This window comes from Micromonospora sp. NPDC005710, from assembly GCF_040630995.1.
GTDB lineage: Bacteria > Actinomycetota > Actinomycetes > Mycobacteriales > Micromonosporaceae > Micromonospora.
On record NZ_JBEXYP010000006.1, the window covers coordinates 272,722 to 289,977 of the forward strand.

General features: G+C 70.8%; 15 protein-coding genes. 3 read left to right on the forward strand and 12 right to left on the reverse strand.

What is annotated here, in order from left to right; all coding sequences use genetic code 11:
• Positions 1-79 precede the first annotated feature (79 nt).
• The 5 genes from ABZ406_RS11250 to ABZ406_RS11270 form a co-directional block, all read right to left on the reverse strand.
• On the reverse strand, positions 80-2,290 hold the full coding sequence (locus ABZ406_RS11250) for a bifunctional glycosyltransferase family 2 protein/CDP-glycerol:glycerophosphate glycerophosphotransferase (protein ID WP_357758879.1): 2,211 nt from the start codon (positions 2,288-2,290) through the stop codon (positions 80-82).
• Positions 2,291-2,304: 14 nt separating this feature from the next.
• A complete protein-coding gene (locus tag ABZ406_RS11255) occupies positions 2,305-4,320 on the reverse strand; it encodes a DUF5941 domain-containing protein (protein WP_357759012.1) in 2,016 nt (671 codons plus the stop codon).
• Positions 4,321-4,361: 41 nt separating this feature from the next.
• Complete coding sequence (locus tag ABZ406_RS11260; protein ID WP_357758882.1) at positions 4,362-5,108, reverse strand: ABC transporter ATP-binding protein; 747 nt, start codon at positions 5,106-5,108, stop codon at positions 4,362-4,364.
• A 1-nt stretch (position 5,109) separates the two neighbouring features.
• Positions 5,110-5,937, reverse strand: coding sequence for an ABC transporter permease (locus ABZ406_RS11265; RefSeq protein ID WP_357758885.1), 828 nt, complete (start codon positions 5,935-5,937; stop codon positions 5,110-5,112).
• 72 nt (positions 5,938-6,009) lie between these two features.
• Positions 6,010-7,380: an L-serine ammonia-lyase gene (locus tag ABZ406_RS11270; protein ID WP_357758888.1), complete on the reverse strand. Its 1,371-nt coding sequence runs from the start codon at positions 7,378-7,380 to the stop codon at positions 6,010-6,012.
• Positions 7,381-7,943: 563 nt separating this feature from the next.
• Here ABZ406_RS11270 and ABZ406_RS11275 point away from each other — a divergent pair.
• Positions 7,944-8,153, forward strand: coding sequence for a PspC domain-containing protein (locus tag ABZ406_RS11275; protein WP_357072623.1), 210 nt, complete (start codon positions 7,944-7,946; stop codon positions 8,151-8,153).
• Positions 8,154-8,302: 149 nt separating this feature from the next.
• On the opposite strand, the gene ABZ406_RS11280 is transcribed toward ABZ406_RS11275, so the two are convergent.
• The 7 genes from ABZ406_RS11280 to pdxH form a co-directional block, all read right to left on the reverse strand.
• Positions 8,303-9,151, reverse strand: a complete 849-nt coding sequence (locus ABZ406_RS11280) for a DUF4230 domain-containing protein (protein ID WP_357758890.1) — start codon at positions 9,149-9,151, stop codon at positions 8,303-8,305.
• Between the two features lie 99 nt (positions 9,152-9,250).
• Positions 9,251-10,414 (reverse strand): acyl-CoA dehydrogenase family protein, encoded by a 1,164-nt coding sequence (locus tag ABZ406_RS11285; protein WP_357758893.1) that lies wholly within the window; start codon positions 10,412-10,414, stop codon positions 9,251-9,253.
• Positions 10,415-10,458: 44 nt separating this feature from the next.
• Positions 10,459-10,764 carry a type II toxin-antitoxin system VapB family antitoxin gene (locus tag ABZ406_RS11290; RefSeq protein WP_030329612.1) on the reverse strand — a complete coding sequence of 102 codons (306 nt, stop codon included), beginning with the start codon at positions 10,762-10,764 and terminating at the stop codon, positions 10,459-10,461.
• 189 nt (positions 10,765-10,953) lie between these two features.
• Entirely contained in the window at positions 10,954-11,556 is a 603-nt protein-coding gene (locus tag ABZ406_RS11295) for a nitroreductase family protein (protein WP_357758896.1), read from the reverse strand.
• Positions 11,556-12,485, reverse strand: a complete 930-nt coding sequence (locus tag ABZ406_RS11300) for an aldose 1-epimerase family protein (RefSeq protein WP_357758898.1) — start codon at positions 12,483-12,485, stop codon at positions 11,556-11,558. The genes ABZ406_RS11295 and ABZ406_RS11300 overlap by 1 nt, the downstream gene beginning before the upstream one ends.
• A gap of 18 nt (positions 12,486-12,503) precedes the next feature.
• Positions 12,504-13,802, reverse strand: coding sequence for an MFS transporter (locus ABZ406_RS11305; protein ID WP_357758901.1), 1,299 nt, complete (start codon positions 13,800-13,802; stop codon positions 12,504-12,506).
• A complete protein-coding gene (pdxH, locus tag ABZ406_RS11310; RefSeq protein WP_357759016.1) occupies positions 13,799-14,428 on the reverse strand; it encodes a pyridoxamine 5'-phosphate oxidase in 630 nt (209 codons plus the stop codon). The genes ABZ406_RS11305 and pdxH overlap by 4 nt, the downstream gene beginning before the upstream one ends.
• 278 nt (positions 14,429-14,706) lie before the next feature.
• On the opposite strand from pdxH, the gene ABZ406_RS11315 reads away from it, so the two are divergent.
• Entirely contained in the window at positions 14,707-15,813 is a 1,107-nt protein-coding gene (locus ABZ406_RS11315; protein ID WP_357758904.1) for a citrate synthase 2, read from the forward strand.
• Positions 15,814-16,036: 223 nt separating this feature from the next.
• A complete protein-coding gene (gene serC, locus ABZ406_RS11320; RefSeq protein ID WP_357758907.1) occupies positions 16,037-17,164 on the forward strand; it encodes a phosphoserine transaminase in 1,128 nt (375 codons plus the stop codon).
• Positions 17,165-17,256 lie beyond the last annotated feature (92 nt).

The window sequence follows — 17,256 nt, forward strand, 5'->3', positions numbered from 1 at the left end:
CAGGATCATGCGATTGTGACATCGGGTAAACGTCTCATGTTCCATCGATGACACTGCCATTACACGACAGAAACCGGAATCAGCAGCGCGAGGATCGATCCCCCGGCTCCCCGAGGAACACCCGACGCACCACCCGCTCCGCCGCCCGCCCGTCGTCGAGGGTGCAGAACCGGGCCCGGAAATGCTCGCGGGCCTTGGTCGCGGCGTCCGACCGCACCCCGTCGGTACGGAACAGGTCGAGCAGATCGGCGAAAGTGGAGGCCACCGCGCCGGGCGGTTCGGCGGTGACGTCGAAGTAGACCCCTCGGGCCAGCCGGTACGCCTCCCAGTCCGGGGTGTAGAGCACTATCGGCCGGTCCAGCACCGCATAGTCGAACATGGCCGACGAGTAGTCGGTGACCAGGACGTCCGCCACCAGATAGAGATCCTCCACCCGCTGGTGGCCACTGACGTCGCGAACCCGTTCCCAGTCCCGCGGTTGCCCCGGGCGGCGATCCCGGTCGTGGAAGTAGTGGCTCCGCATCAGCAACCGGCCCGAACCGCCGAGCGCCTGGACGAACTGGTCCGGGTCGAACGGCGGCCGGTAGCCGGGCAGGTGCTCGCGGTGCGTCGGGGCGTACAGGACGACCTGTTCGTCGGGGTCGAGGCCGAACTCCGCGCGAAGCCGGCGCACCTCGTCCACACCGGCGGTGACCAGGCGGTCGTTGCGCGGGTACCCCACCTCCAGTGTGGTGTACGTGGCCGGATAGGCCCGATCCCACATCTGGGTGGAGAAGCTGTTGGCGCTGACGCTGTAATCCCAGCGGTCCACCCGGCGCAGCAGCCCGGCGAAGTCCATCCGGCCCGCGCCGATCGGGTGGCGCTGTTGATCCAGCCCCATCACCTTGACCGGCGTGCCGTGGTGGGTCTGCACGTGCACCTGTTCCGGTCGCTTGCGGACGAAGTCGGGGAAGTTGACGTTGTTGACCAACCATCTGGCGCGGGCCAGCACCCGGTAGTACGACGGCGTGCCGGCCACCACGTACTTCACCCCGGCCGGCACGGAGTCCACCCGGTCCCGGCGCACCACCCACACCCCGCGCACCCCCGGGGCCAACCGGCGGGCGACCTCGTAGATGGCCGCCGGGTTGCACGAGTATCCCCGGTACCAGTACGCCGCGTACACCGCGAGCGTCGGGTCGACGGGTCGTCGCAGTTCGGCCCGGTAGTACTCGCGCAGCAGCCCGTCGCGGGTCAGCCGGGCACCACGCCGGGCGACCGGCCCGACAGTGCGCCGCGCGGTGCGGGCCTGCCGGCGGGCGGCGTCGCGGGCCCGGCTGGCGGCCCGCAACGCGCTGAAGGTGCGCCACCGGCCGGAGGCGACGAGCTTGTGCTTGAGCCCCTCGACACCGTCCGGCACCGGGTAGCCGCCGGGCGGCAGCCAGCGCTCGTAGTCGGCGGTGATCTGCGCGAAGAACGCCTCGCGCAGCTCCGGCGCGATCCGCTGACCGTTGCCGAGCACCGTCAGGTAGTGCCAGATCATCCGTTCGAAGACCACCGGCCGCAGGGCCTCCGTCGCCGGCCCCCACGAATCCATCAGGTGGAACACCCGGTGCCACTGCGGGAAGACCTCGAAGTGCCGGTCGCCGCGGGTCCTGGTGATCGCGCCGGCGCGGCGTTGGCGGTAGTTGACGCAGACCCGATCCAGTACGCCGATCCGCTGCGCGGCCATCAGCACCGGGTAGCTGAACGACACGTCCTCGTACCAGCCGGGCGCGAAGCGCAGCCCCAGGTCGGCGAGGAACTCCCGACGGACCAGCCGGTTCCACGCGGTGTGCAGCAGGTGCATCGCCTGCGGCCGGTCCCGCAGCCGGAAGGTGCCGGGGCCCGGCGACTCCGGAAACACCTCGGCCATCGCACTGCGGGTGGCGGTGTCGTTCCAGTGGGTTCGGACGTGGTCGACGAGCAGCACGTCCGGGCTGGTGACCCGCAACCGCTCGGCGACCTCGGTCAGGCACTCCGGTGCCAACCAGTCGTCGCCGTCGAGGAACCACACGTACTGGCCGACGGCCCGGTCCAGCCCGATGTTCCGGGCCGGACCGAGGCCGACGTTCTCCGACAGCCGCACCGAGCGGACCCGCTGGTCGCGGGCCGCGTACTCGTCGATGATGTCGCCACTGGCGTCCGGCGAGCAGTCGTCGACAGCGATCACCTCGAAGTCCGTCTCCGGCTGACCGAGGATGGAGTCCAGGCACTCCCGCAGGTATCCCTGCACCCGGAAGGCCGGCACCACGAAGCTGATCAGAGTCATCCGGCCGCCCTCCGTCAGCGCGGCGCGGCACCTCCAGCGCCCGCCGGCGCCATCGACGCCCGCGCGCTACGGGCCGGGCGCACGAACCAGGCCAGGACGACGCTCACCACGAAAACCACGAGAAGGTACGTACCGAGTGTAGCCATCCCAACACCCGCAATACCGGCAATCGCCGCGAGGGTCAGCAGCACCGAGCGCCCGTCCCAGCCCAGCGTCGCCGCGTGCAGCGGCGGTGCCACCTGCCGCTTCTCCAGCCGGGCGGTCAGGTCGTAGTGGTGCACGGTGAGCACGAAGACGTACCCGAAGATCAGCCAGCCGGGCGCCCCACCGACCACCCCGACCGCGATGGCGAACAGGTATTCGGCCGCCCGCAACGCCGCCGGCACCAGCCAGTCCAGGGGGCCGTTGTGCGCCGCCCCGGCACCCAGGCCACCGACGAGCAGCACCAGCAACGCCACCGGCACCGCCCAGCGCAGCCCTCCCGGCGCGTCCGTCAGCAACGCCCCGACCAGCAGCACCGCCGGGCCCACCGCGGCGATCACCGCGAGGGTCAGCGGCCCCATCGGGCGGAACACAGGCAACCAGCGGGCCAGCGGCCCGTCGTCGCGGTGCAGGGTGGCGTCGACGGTGTCCAGCACCGGCACCCACATCCAGCGGGCCCGCAGCGTCCGCAACGCCCCCGTGTACGCGAACGCCAGCACCCCCCAGACCAGCACGGCGACGAGGCTGACCAACGGGTTGAACAGCGCCACGGTCAGCGCGATCAACGCCCACCGCTCGCCGATCGGGAAGACCACTGTCCGCTTCAGCCAGTACGACACCGACCCGGTGTCCGCCTGCACCCGAGTCGACGCCGCGTTCAGTCGGTCACCGATCCCGCCGCTGACGTTCGCCGCCGTACGCGGGCGACGGGCCGCCTCATCGTGCAGCACCCCGTACCAGGTGTCGGTCATGTGCCGGACCGTCTGCAACGTCATCGCGGCGACAGCGAGCGCCCACCCGTTGCCCAGCCCGGCGTGACTCACCCCGAAGCCCAGCCCCGCGTAGACCAGATACTCCTTGGCCCGGTCCGCCATCGTGTCCAGCCAGCCACCCCAGGCGCTGAAGTGCCTGGTGTAACGGGCCAATTGGCCATCCACGCAGTCCAGCACGAAGCCCAGATACAGCAGCACCGCGCCACCGACAAGCGCGGGTCGCCCACCCGTCCCGAACAGCACCGCCGCGCCCAGCGCGAAGAGCACCGAGATCACCGTCACCCCGGTCGGGGTGAGCCGGAGCCGGGCCGAGAGCCGAACCAGGTACGGCGACCAGGTGCTGACGAAGTAGGTGGAGAAGAAGTCGTCCCTCTCCTTCACCGACAGCCGCAACTCGGCCCGGTCCTCGTCCACGGCCGTCACCGCCGCCTCGGCAGCGGTCAGCCCGGCCTGGTCCTCGACCCGGTGGGCGACGAGCAGGCGTACCCGCTGGGCGAAGATCAGGGTGCCGAGCGCCGCGAGACCCGCGACGAGCCGGTCCACGGCGGACCCGGGGCCGCCGGCCGCGACCGACATCCCGGACGCGGCCCCGCCGGTCGCCGGCAGCGGCGCCACGTCGCCGGCCGGGCCGATCGGGGCGGCGACCGGGAGCATCCCGGACGCGGCGGCCCGGGCAGCCGCCGCGAGGGTCGGCAGGTCGTCCACGCCGACCCGCAGCGCGCCGCCGAACACGCCGGTGGCGGCCCCGTCGAGGGCGTCCAACGCGCCGGCGTCGACCACCTGGCCGCGTTCCTCCCGCACCGCCGTCCGACCGGGCACCGGCGGGTCGCCGAGCACCAACGCCACAGTGGGGCCCACCGGGCTGGTGGCCAGATGCCGCAGTACGGCGGTGTGCGCGACCAGGTCGGTGCCGGTGATCAGCACGGGGGCGGTGGCGGTGGCGACCAGGTCGGTCAGTTCGTCGAGGGTGGCGGCGAAGCGCACCTCGTCCGCCCCGGCCTGGCGCAACTGGGCGGCCAGACGGTCGGGCAGCGGCTCACCTGTCGCAGTGGTCAGGCCCGCCGCGGGCGTACCGGCGGCGAGCACTATCGCGAGCGTCACCGCGGAACCGCGGCGTGGTACGCGTCGAGCGCCTCGACGATGGTGCCGTCGAGCGTCAACCGGCCCGCGTCGAGGTACAACCCCCGACGGCAGAACCGGGTCAGGTCCTTTTCGTTGTGTGACACCAGCACCAGCGTGCGCCCCTCCCCGAGCAGACGATCAATCGTCGCGTAACACTTCTTGCGGAACTCCGCGTCCCCGACCGCTGTCACCTCGTCCATCAGCAGGATCGGGTGCGGCAGGTGCGAAATGATCGCGAAGCCCAACCGCACCTTCATCCCCGACGAGTAGTGCCGCACCGACGTGTCGATGGCCCGCTCCACCTGCTCACCGGCGAACTCGACGATCTCGTCGAAGTGCCGCTTCAGGTAGCTCGTCGACAGCCCGTGCAGCCCACCGACCAGGTGCAGGTTCTCCCGGCCGGTCAGGTCGTTCGAAAAACCGGCTGACAACTCCAGCAACGGCGCCACCGCGCCGTGCACCCGGATGCCACCCTCGTCCGGGATGAGCACCCCGGCGATCAGCCGCAGCAGGGTGCTCTTACCGGTGCCGTTGCGGCCGATCACGCCGACGGTCTCGCCGGGCTCGACGGTGAACGACACGTCCCGCAGCGGCCAGAACTGGCCGGGCAGCGCACCGCGCCCACCCCGGTGGATGAACAGCTCACGCAGTCGTAGCTGGCGGCGACGGTTGCGGACGAACCGGATGCCCAGGCCGTCCGCCTCGATGATCGGCGCGGCCACGTCACAGCTCCTTGAGCACGGCGGGCTCCAACCGGCGGAACGACCACCAACCGGCCGCCAGCACCAGCAGACTGCCGACGATCGTGGTGGCCAGCAGCCGGGCGTCCGGGAACTCGTCCGGGTACCAGATCGCGTGGTGCAGCTGGAAGATCCCGACCAGCGGGTTCAGCTCGTACACCACCTTCAACCAGCCGGGCAGCCCCGACTCCCGGACCAGGCTGAGCGGATAGATGATCGGCGTGGCGTAGAAGAGCACCCGGATGATCAGCCGCATCAACCGTTCCACGTCGCGCATCAGCACGTTCCACGCGGACAGCAGCAGGGCGAGCCCGATCAGCAGGACCGCCTGCACGGCCACCGCCAACGGCAGGGCGAGCAGCGACCAGCCGGGATGGATCCGACCGTGCACCGCGTAGATCACCGCGATGGCGACCAGGATCGGCAGGCCGGCCGCGTACTCGGCGAACCGGCCGGTGACCCGGCCGATCGGGAACACCTGACGCGGTACGTTCATCGTGGTGATCAGCCGGGACTGGCCGGTCAGCGCGTTCGTCGCCTCGCTCAGCGCCGAACTGGCCCACATCCAGGCGAAGATGCCGGTGATCAGGAACAACGGGTACGACTCGGCCGCCTCACCGAGATGACGACCGGTGTCCCGGGAGTAGAGCACCCCGAAGACGAACCAGTAGATGGCGCCCATGCCGAGCGGCTCGATCAACGACCAGAAGTAGCCGAGCACCGACTGCTGGTACTTGACCGCCAGATCCCGCCGGACCAGGATGCGCAGCGAGTTGCGGTGCGACCACAACGCCGCGACGCCAGAGGTCACCGCGAGCCTCCCGCCTCCTGAAACGGACGACAGGTTAGCAGTCGGTGAACGATTGCCCCGAATCGACCGGACTCAGCACTCGATCACGTTGACGGCCAGACCGCCACGCGCCGTCTCCTTGTACTTGACCTTCATGTCGGCGCCCGTCTCCCGCATGGTCTTGATGACCTTGTCCAGCGACACCTTGTGCACACCGTCGCCGCGCAGCGCCAGCCGGGCAGCCGTGATCGCCTTGATGCTAGCCACCGCGTTCCGCTCGATGCAGGGGATCTGCACCAGGCCACCCACCGGGTCACACGTCAACCCGAGGTTGTGCTCCATCCCGATCTCGGCCGCGTTCTCCACCTGCTCCGGGGTGCCACCGAGCACCTCGGCCAACCCGGCCGCCGCCATCGAGCACGCCGAACCGACCTCACCCTGACAGCCCACCTCGGCACCGGAGATCGAGGCGTTCTCCTTGAACAACACACCGATCGCGCCCGCCGTCAGCAGGAACCGCACCACGCCCTCGTCATCGGCTCCCGGCACGAACCGGGAGTAGTAGTGCAGCACCGCCGGAATGATCCCGGCCGCGCCGTTCGTCGGGGCGGTGACCACCCGGCCGCCCGCGGCGTTCTCCTCGTTCACCGCGAGCGCGAACAGGGTCACCCAGTCCATCGCGTGCAGCGGATCGGGCGTCCCGGCCTCCGCCTCCAGGCCGCGCCGCAACTCCGCCGCGCGCCGCCGAACCTTCAAACCCCCAGGGAGTACGCCGTCCCGCTCGCAGCCGTTGCGCACGCACTCCTGCATGACCCGCCAGATCTCCAGCAGACCGGCCCGGATGTCCGCCTCGCTACGCCAGGAACGCTCGTTGGCCAGCATCACCTCGCTGATCGACAACCCGGTGCGGGTGGTGACGTCGAGCAGTTGCGCCCCGGTCAGGAAGGGATACCGCACCACGGTGCTGTCCGGCTTGATCCGATCCGCACCCGCCGCCGCCTCGTCCACCACGAACCCGCCACCCACCGAGTAGTAGGTGCGGCTGCGCAGCACCGCACCAGCCCGGTCGTACGCCACGAAGGTCATCCCGTTCGGGTGGTACGGCAACGACCGGCGACGGTGCAACGTCAAATCCCGGTCCGGATCGAAGTCGATCTCGTGCGCGTCGAGGATGTTGATCCGCCGCTCGGCCCGGATCCGCTCGACGCGAGGCCCGACAGTGTCCGTGTCGACAGTCTCCGGCGACTCACCGGCCAACCCGAGCAGCACCGCCGGGCCGCTGCCATGGCCATGGCCCGTCGCACCCAACGAACCGAACAACTCGGCCTGCACCCGCGCCGTGTCCGTGAGCAACCCGTCGGCCTTCAACCCGCCAACGAACGTACGCGCGGCCCGCATCGGCCCCACCGTGTGCGAGCTGGACGGCCCGATACCGACACTGAAGAGGTCGAAAACACTGATCATGGCTGCGCTTCCTCGCCGTCGTCCCGGCGTACGGGACCCGGCCGGGTCGTGACCACCGATCTGGCGGCCCCGATGGTTACCGTCCGGGGTATGGGGTGCCGGCCCTCCGGGGTGTGGAAGGCCGATCAGCCAGCCTACCCGCCCAGCTCAACGGCCACCCGGTCCGGGACGTGAACACCCGACCCCCCTCCCGCCCGCCCCGCGCTCACCCACCCTGCCCGGCCTGCCCACCCTGCCGGCCTGCCCGGCCTGCCCGGCCTGCCCGCGCTCGATCCAGGATCTAGTGGTGTCAAGGCGCTTCGATGCCACTGGAACCAGGATCGAGCACGATCTTTCCGCGAGACGCCGAATCATTTACGACATCAGCTCCAAAGCACTTCAGACAGACTCGGCGGGCAGCCCACGGTGCGGCGATAGGGCGAGGCGTCAGCAAGGGGCTGCCCGGGTAAAGCACCTACGGGTCCACGGGTTGCCAATCCTCCTCGGGACCGAGGGCGAGGTGGCCACCCCTTTCTACCGTGGATTGCAGACGCGGCGCACCGCCGCAGAGTGGGAGTACGACGATGAGTCGCAAATTGGTCCGGCCCCGCGAGGGGCGCATGCTCGCCGGTGTCTGCGCCGGCCTCGGACGGCGGTTCGGCATGTCGGCCGGAATGGTCCGGCTGCTGTTCCTGCTGTCGCTGCTGCTGCCCGGCACGCAGGTGATCGTCTACCTGATCCTGTGGGTGCTGATGCCGAACGAGGACCGCTACCTCGCCTCCACCCAACACTGACCCACCCACCACTGACCACGCCACTGGCCCACCCACCCCCGACACGCCGCACCCCTGGCGGCAACTTCGGGGGCGCGGCGGCGGCAGAGACGGGAGCGCCCGCCCCGACTTGAAGTCGGGGCGGGCGCTCCGGTGTACAGGGGGGCAGGTCAGGGGGCCACGTAGGTGATGGTGATCTGCTGGTAGCCGAGGGAGCGGAGCAGTCCTTCCAGCATCTTGCGGGTGTTCTCCTCCGCGCGGGCGGAGAGCCCGCTGTCCCGCGCGGCGGCGGTGATCCGGTCCTCGGCGAGCTTGTAGACCTGCTGCTGCCGGTTGGGGTCGTTGCCGACCAGGTCACCGATTCGGTTGAGCAGACCGCGCTGCTCGGCGAAGACGTAGCTCTTCTCCATGTCGAGGTTGGTCTCGCCGAGTTGCGGCGCGGGCAGCTTGATCTCGACGGACTTGCCGTCGGCGGACGGGACGACGGCACCCTCACCGATCTTGGTGAAGTCGACGTACGCCTCGATGCTGCCGGCCCCGACGAACAGGGTGCGTTCGTTGAGCAGGAAGTCCGGAACGTTGCGCCTGTCGTTCTGGGTGTCGACGACGACCTGGAAGTTGCCTTCGGCGGCCACGTAACGGCTGAGGTCCTGGATCGACTTCAGCAGCGGCGGCTGGCTGCGGTCGGTCTGCTCCTTGGCGAACGGGTTGCGGAAGTCCGGCAGGATGCCGGTCGCCTGAATGCCGAGCAGCACGACCACTGCCAGCGCGGCGGCGCCGAGGAGCAGGAGCAGGCCTCGGGCCGCCCCACCGCCACCGCTCGTCGGGCCACCGGGACCACCGGCACCGCCAGATCCAGCGGGCCCACCAGGCCGCACAGGACCATCCGGCCCGGCGGAACCATCGGGCGCATCAGTGGTCCAGTCGGGTGTCGCGCTCGACCGCACCTTGAGATCGTCACCGGTCGGGTAACCGGGGAACTCTCTCGTGGGCTCGTTGCTGCCAGCGTCGCGGGCCATCACCCTCACCGTCCTCGTCAGACACGTCGTCTGCCAATGACGGTACGGCCCCGATACGACAGTCGCTCGGCGAGCGCCAGGAAGTGACAAAGGGGCAGGTCAGGCGAACGCGGAGAGACCGGTCAGCCGCTGCCCGACGACCAGTTGGTGGATTTCGGAGGTGCCCTCGTAGGTGAGCACGCTCTCCAGGTTGTTGGCGTGCCGCATCACCGGGTACTCACCGGAGACGCCGTTGGCGCCGAGGATGGTGCGGCACTGCCGGGCGATGGCCAGGGCCTCCCGCACGTTGTTCAGTTTGCCCACGCTCACCTGCTCGGGCCGCAGCCGCCGGGCGTCGGCGAGCCTTCCCAGGTGCAGCGCGAGCAACTGCCCCTTGACCAGCTCGACGGCCATGTCGGCGAGCTTCGCCTGGGTGAGCTGGAAGCCGGCCAGGGGGCGACCGAACTGGGTGCGGGTGGTCGCGTACGCCAGTGTGGTTTCCAGGCAGTCGCGGGCCGCGCCCACCGCGCCCCAGACGATGCCGTAGCGGGCTTCGGTGAGACAGCTCAGCGGCGCTTTGAGCCCGACCGCCTCGGGCAGTTGGGCGTCGGCCGGGAGCCGGGCGTCGTCGAGCACGATCTCGCCGGTCACCGACGCGCGCAGCGACATCTTGCGGCGGATCTCGCGGGCCGTGACGCCGGGTGTGTCCATGGGTACGGCGAAACCGCGGACGCCCTCGTCGGTGCGCGCCCAGATCACCGCGACGTCCGCGATCGGGGCGTTGGTGATCCACATCTTGCCGCCGGTGAGCACCCAGTCGTCGCCGTCGCGGCGGGCTCGGGTGGTCATCGAGGCGGGGTCGGACCCGTGGTCCGGTTCGGTCAGGCCGAAGCACCCGATCGCCTCACCGGTGGCCATCGACGGCAGCCACCGCTGTTTCTGCTCCTCGCTGCCGTAGCGCCAGATGGCGTACATGGCGAGGGACCCTTGCACAGAGACCAGGGAGCGGAGGCCGGAATCGCCGGCTTCCAGTTCCTGGCAGGCCAGCCCGTAGGCGACCGCGGAGGCGCCGGCGCAGCCGTAGCCGCTCAGGTGCATGCCGAGCAGACCGAGCTTGCCGAACTCGCGGGCCAGGTCCCGGGCGGGCACCCGGCCGTCCTCGTACCAGTCGGCGACGTGGGGCCGCACCCGGTCGTCGACGAGCTGGCGAACGACGTCACGGATCTGCCGCTCCTCCTCGCTGAGCGACGGGTCCAGGTCGAGAAGGTCCAGCGCAGCGGTCATGGACGCCACCCTAACGAAGGTTCAGTGCGGGGAAGAAGGGCTCGTCACTCGATAGGTTCGGAGAGCACCAGCACCCGTGCGTGGATCTGGTTGCGCTGCTGGAGGGCGGCGCGTAGCGCGCGGTGCAGCCCGTCCTCCAGGTAGAGCCCACCGTTCCACTGCACGACGTGCGGGAAAAGGTCGCCGTAGAAGGTGGAATCCTCGGCGAGGAGCTTGTCCAGCGCCAACTCGCGCTTGGTGGTGATCATCTGATCCAGGCGCAGTGGTCGCGGAGGAATCTCCGCCCACTGCTTGAGCGTCAGATTGTGCTCCGGATAGGGACGCCCGTCCCGGACCGCTCTGAAGATCACGACGGCACGCTCCCCTCCCCGTGGCCGGGCCGACCGACGGCGTCGAGCCGGGCCGCGGCGAGCACCGCGCGGCGCGGCACCCCGATGACCGTGCCAGCCTAGCCGCCCAGCGCACGCTACGTTCTGCTCCCTGATGTCAGTTTCGCTATCGCTCGTCCGATCTTCAACCGGACGAACGGGACGTCGGCCTCAGTTCCACCGGCCGCGCCGCACCACCTCGTCCATCGGACGTCGCCCTCGGCGCAGCGACGGTGACCGATGGTCGGCTTCCCGGTAACCGATTGTGACGGCGCCGATGGGTTGGTACTCCGGCGGCACGCCGAACGCGTCCCGGTACGCGGCGAGCCGTTGCGGCGGAATGCCGAAGAAGCACGCCCCCAGCCCCTCGTCCACCGCGGTGAGCAGCATCAGCAACGCCGCGAATCCGGCGTCCACGTGCCAGTACGGCACCGGCCACCGGTCCGTGGACTGGTCCGTCCAACCCTTGTCCGGCTCGGCGTACCGCCGCAGGTAGGCCGATTCGTTGGCGTGCGGCACCACGATCAGGGGTGCGCGGCGCATCCCGGCGAGCCAACGCTCCCGCCCACCGCCCTCGGGGGTGGTGGCGGCCCAGAACCGTTCCCGATCGGCCGGCTCGTCCAACACCAGGAAGCCCCAACCCTGGGCGAAGCCGGCCGACGGCGCGCGGACCGCGTGGTCGAGCAGCCGGTCCACCACGTCGGGCGGGACCGGACGGTCCGGGTCGTAGTTGCGCACCATCCGCCGACGGCGGACGACCTCGCCGAACTCCATCAGGCGCCGGGGCGGATGCCCCAGGCACCCCGCCAGGTGGTGCCGGGCTTGAGTGTGAGCAGGTCCTTGCCCGACCGGAACGCGTCCGGCGGGCAGGTCATCGGCTCGACCGCCACCGAGCGGCGGTGCCGCTCACCGGTGAGGGCGTCCCCGCTGAACACCTGCCACCAGCCGAACTCGGCATCGGCCCAGATGCTCACAGCGGTCGCGCCGTCCGGCGCGGAGAGGCTCACCGACGAGCCGCCGTCGGCGTCCCGGATCACCTCGCCGAAGCAGTCGTCGAGCACTGTTGCACCGATCCGCCGCGGGCTGGTCCAGTCGTACTCGGTGCCGGCGACCGGGGTCACCCCCACCGGCAGCAGCCGGCCGTCCACCAGCACCCGGCTGCGGGTGGGCAGCCGCAGCACCAGGTCGTCCACCGGGACGCCCGGCAGTTGCAGGTACGGGTGGACGGAGAAACCGAACGGGGCCACCTCCCCGCCGATGTTCGTCACCTCGTGCTCGGCGCGCAGACCGTCGGCGTCGACGCTCCACCGGCTGCGCAGCCGCAGCGGCCACGGATAGCCGGGCTGCGGCGGCAGGTCGTAACCGACTGTCACGGCGTCCGCCGACTGCTCCAGCAGCTGCCAGGGCACCCAGTTGACCAGGCCGTGGATGGCCACGTGCCGCTCCGGCTCGGTCAGGGAGAGCTGGTGCGTCAGCCCGTTGAACGAGTACCGACCGTCGCGGATGCGGTTCGGCCAGGGTGCCAGCACCTGCCCGGTGCAACCGGGGCAGACCTCGTCGGTCTGGTACCCGTCGACCAGGTCGACACCGTCGTGCCGGTACGTCCGGAGCCCACCGCCGACCTCCACGATGACGGCCTCGTGGCCGGCGGCGGAGATGGTCCACTGGGCGCCGGAGAACGGGCGCGGATCGGTGCTTTCCATGCCGGCGACCCTAACCGGTCAGGTCCGGTCGTCGCTCGACACCGCCGCCGCCCGGTAGCGCAGCAGCGCCGGGAACGCGACGGCGAGCACCACCACGAGCACCGCGGAGGCGAGCCCACCGGCCACCCAGGCCACCCCGCCGCCGAACCCGGCGGCCATGGTGCCGGCGCGCAGGTCACCGAGGCGGGGCCCACCCGCCACCACCACCGTGTTCACGCCCTGGAGTCGGCCGCGCATCCGGTCCGGCGCGTAGACCAGCAGCATCGACTGACGCAGCACCGCGCTGATCAGGTCGGCGGCGCCGGCGACGGCGAGCAGCACGACCATCAGCCAGAGCTGGTGGGCCAACCCGGCCGCGGCGATCGCCAGCCCCCAGCCGACCACGGCGAGCACCAGGCCGAGCCCCTGCCGGCGCAGCCGGCCGATCCAGCCTGAGGTCAGCCCGCCGATCATCGAGCCGATCGCGATGGCGCTGTAGAGCAGGCCGACAGCGCCACCGCCGCCGAACCGCTCGTGGGCGATCTCCGGGAAGAGGGCCCGTGGCATGGCGAGGATCATCGCGATCAGGTCCACCCCGAAGGACAGCAACAGGACCGGCGTGGTGGCCAGGTAGCGGAACCCGTCGACGACGCTGGCCAGGCCGGCCCGCCGGACCTGACCGTCGGCGGTGGGCTCGGGCGGGAGCGACGGCAACCGCAGCGCGGCCCAGAGCATCGCTGTGAACAGCACCGCGTCCAGCCCGTACGCGATCGGCAGGACCACTGCGGTGTCCGGCGAGGCGGCGAGGATCAGGCCGGCGGCGAGCGGGCCGGCGACCGAGGCGGCGGTGAAGGTCGTGTAGTTCAGGGTGGTGGCGGACGCCACCAGGTCCTCCGGCACCAGCCGGGGCAGCATCGCGCTGCGCGCTGGCGAGCTGATCGCGAAGGCCACCGACTGCACCGCCATCAACGCCAGCAGCAGCACCGGACTGCGCACGTCCAGAAGCGCCTGGACCAGCAGCCCGAGAGTGGATGCCCAGAGCAACAATGAGCCGCCGAGAAGCACCGCACGCCGGTCGCGGGCGTCGGCCACCGCGCCACCCCAGAGACCGAAGATCAGCAGGGGTACGAAGGCGGCCACCCCCAGCAGGCCCACCCAGAACGAGTCCCGGGTCAGGGCGTACATCTCCACCGGCACCGCGACGGCGGTGAACTGGAAGCCGAACATCGCCACCGTGTTGCCGAGCCAGAGCCTGCGGTAAGCCGGGACCCGCAGCGGGCGCACGTCGATCGCCCAGCGGCGCGCGGGGCGCGGCCGGGTCTCCCGTACACCGGTCACGGCGCCAACCGCTCGACGACCCAGCCACCAGCGTCGAGGCGACGGAAGCGGAGCCGGTCGTGCAACCGACCGGCCCGGCCCTGCCAGAACTCCACCGACTCGGGTTGGACCCGCAGCCCGCCCCAGTGCGACGGCGTCGGGATGTCGGCCTGGTCGGCGAACCGCTCGGTCACCTCCCGGTACCGCTCCTCGAGCGCCGCCCGATCCGGAACTACCTGGGACTGTGGGCTCGCCCAGGCACCCAGTCGGGAGCCGCGCGGCCGGCTGGTGAAGTACGCCTCGGTGGCGGCGCGGTCGACTGGCGCGATCCGCCCGGCGACCACCACCTGGCGTTGCATGGGAAACCACGGAAAGACCAGGCTGGCGTACGGGTTGGCGGTCGCCTCGACGCCCTTGCGCGACAGGTGGTTGGTGAAGAAGACGAAGCCCTCCGGGTCGTACCCCTTGAGCAGCACCGTCCGCCCACTCGGCCGGCCGGCCGGGTCGGCGGTGCCCACCACCATGGCGTTCGGCTCGGGTAGCCCGAAGGCCACCGCGTCGGCGAACCACCTGTCGAACTGGGTGTGCCAGTCGACGGCCAGGTCAGCCTCGGTCAGGCCCAGGTCCGCGGCGTACTCGTTACGCATCGCGGCCGGGGCGGGTGTGTCACCCGTCACGTCCCCACTCCTTCTCGGGGGCCCCGTCAGCACCCTCCCGCGCTGACCAGCCCGCCCCGCCCAGTCTCACCGAGCCGGGCGGAGAATGCGCGTCCGGGGATGTCGCGTGCAGCACAGTCGCAGCGGGTCGCGTATCCCTTACTCAGCAGGCAGTATGTTCCGAACACATCCCTGAGGGTCGCCTAAGGCGCTCGGCCGATCGGGCCGGATGAGCGATCGGGCGCACCGACCAGATCCAGGAGAGCGACATGGCCGACTTCAAACCCGGGCTGGAGGGCGTCGTCGCCTTCGAGACCGAGATCGCCGAACCTGACCGTGAAGGCGGTGCGCTGCGCTATCGCGGAGTCGACATCGAGGATCTGATCGGCCAGGTGTCGTTCGGCAACGTGTGGGCGCTGCTCGTCGACGGCCGGTTCGGGCCGGGCCTGCCGCCGGCGGAGCCGTTCCCGGTGCCGGTGCACTCCGGTGACATCCGTGTCGACGTGCAGTCCGCTGTCGCCATGCTGGCTCCGTACTGGGGTCTCAACCAGCTGCTCGACATTTCCGACGAGCAGGCCCGTGAGGATCTGGCCCGGGTCTCGGTGACCGCGCTCTCCTTCGTCGCCCAGTCCGCTCGCGGCCTCGGCCTGCCGGCGGTGCCGCAGAAGGAGATCGACAAGGCGCAGACGATCGTCGAGCGGTTCATGAAGCGCTGGCGCGGTGAGCCCGACCCGCGGCACGTCAAGGCCGTCGACGCGTACTTCATCTCGGCCGCCGAGCACGGCCTGAACGCGTCCACCTTCACGGCCCGCATCGTCGCCTCCACCGGGGCGGACGCTGCTGCCTGCATCTCGTCGGGCATCGGTGCCCTCTCCGGCCCGCTGCACGGCGGCGCCCCGTCCCGGGTGCTCACCATGCTGGAGGCGGTGGAGCGCAGCGGCGACGCGGAGGGCTACGTCAAGGGTGTCCTCGACCGCGGTGAGCGGTTGATGGGCTTCGGCCACCGTGTCTACCGCGCCGAGGACCCGCGCGCCCGAGTGCTCCGGCGTACGGCGAAGGAGCTGGGCGCGCCCCGCTTCGAGATCGCCGAGGCGCTGGAGAAGGCGGCCCTCGCCGAGCTTCAGGCCCGCCGCCCGGACCGGGTGCTGGCCACCAACGTCGAGTTCTGGTCGGCAGTGGTCCTGGACTTCGCCGAGGTGCCGGCGCACATGTTCACCTCGATGTTCACCTGCGCCCGGATGGGCGGCTGGAGCGCGCACATCCTGGAGCAGAAGCGTCTTCAGCGGCTGGTCCGCCCGTCCGCCCGCTACCTGGGCCCGGAGGCCCGCAAGCCGTCCGACGTCGAGGGCTGGGCGGCCATCCCGCACGGCGTCTGATCGGTAGGTGGGGGCCCCTTCCCGACGCACGGCGTCGAGGAGGGGCCCCTTGCTACGCCACGCGTTGAAAAAGGCCGTGTCGACGGCTGTCGGGGCGATCTGTGGCGAACGACTCAGACCGACCGCCGGGACCCCGGCCATCGACGCCCGGCCCAGGTGCGAGGATGAGGGCCGGCAGTGTCGCCGGGCCCGCCCTCGCCCTTGCGGAAGGATCTTCAAGACCGTGGCTGACGCACCGATCATCCGGATTCCCGATGAGATCAAGCCCGCCGACGGACGCTTCGGCTGCGGCCCGTCCAAGGTTCGCCCGGCGGCGGTGTCCGCTCTCGCCGAGGTCGCGACCAGCTACCTCGGCACCTCGCACCGGCAGAAGACGGTCCGTGACCAGGTGGCCCGGCTGCGCTCCGGCATCGCCGAGTTCTTCTCGCTGCCCGAGGGCTACGAGGTGGTGATCGGCAACGGTGGCACCACAGCGTTCTGGGAGGTCGCCACCTTCGGCCTGATTCGTGACCGGGCCCAGTTCGCCAGCTTCGGCGAGTTCGGCGCCAAGTTCGCCAAGTCGGTCACTGACGCCCCGTTCCTGGGTGAGCCGACCGTCCGCAAGGCCGACGCGGGCAGTGCCCCGACCCTGGTCGCCGAGTCCGGCGTGGACGCGTACGCGACGCCGCAGAATGAGACCTCGACAGGTGTGGCGGTCCCGATCAGCCGGGTGGCCGGTGCCGACGAGGACGCACTGCTGCTTGTCGACGCGACCTCCGGCGCGGGTGGCCTGGAGGTGAACGTCGGCGAGACCGACGTCTACTACTTCGCCCCGCAGAAGTGCTTCGGCTCCGACGGCGGTCTGTGGCTGGCTCTGATGTCCCCGGCCGCACTGGACCGCGCCGCCGAGATCAAGGCGTCCGGGCGGTACATCCCCGCCTTCCTCGACCTGGTCACCGCGATCGACAACTCGCGGTTGGAGCAGACCTACAACACCCCGGCACTGGCCACCATCTTCCTGGCCGCGGAGCAGACCGACTGGATGAACGCGCAGGGCGGTCTGGCCTGGGCGGCGAAGCGCACCGCCGAGAGCGCCGCCACCGTCTACGGCTGGGCCGAGCGGTCCCCAGTGGCCACCCCGTTCGTCACCGACCCGTCGCTGCGTTCCAACGTGGTCGCGACGATCGACTTCGCCGACGAGGTGGACGCCACGGCGATCGCCAAGGCGCTGCGCGCCAACGGCATCGTGGACACCGAGCCCTATCGCAAGCTCGGCCGCAACCAGCTGCGGGTGGCGTTGTTCCCGGCCGTCGAGCCGGCCGATGTCGAGGCGCTCACCGCGTCCATCGACTACGTGGTCGAGCGACTCTGACCTTCGTCACGGTCGGTGTCCGTTGGGGCTTCCACGGACACCGACCGTGATCATCGCCGCAGCTCAGTCACGACATGCGGGGTGTCGCTCTC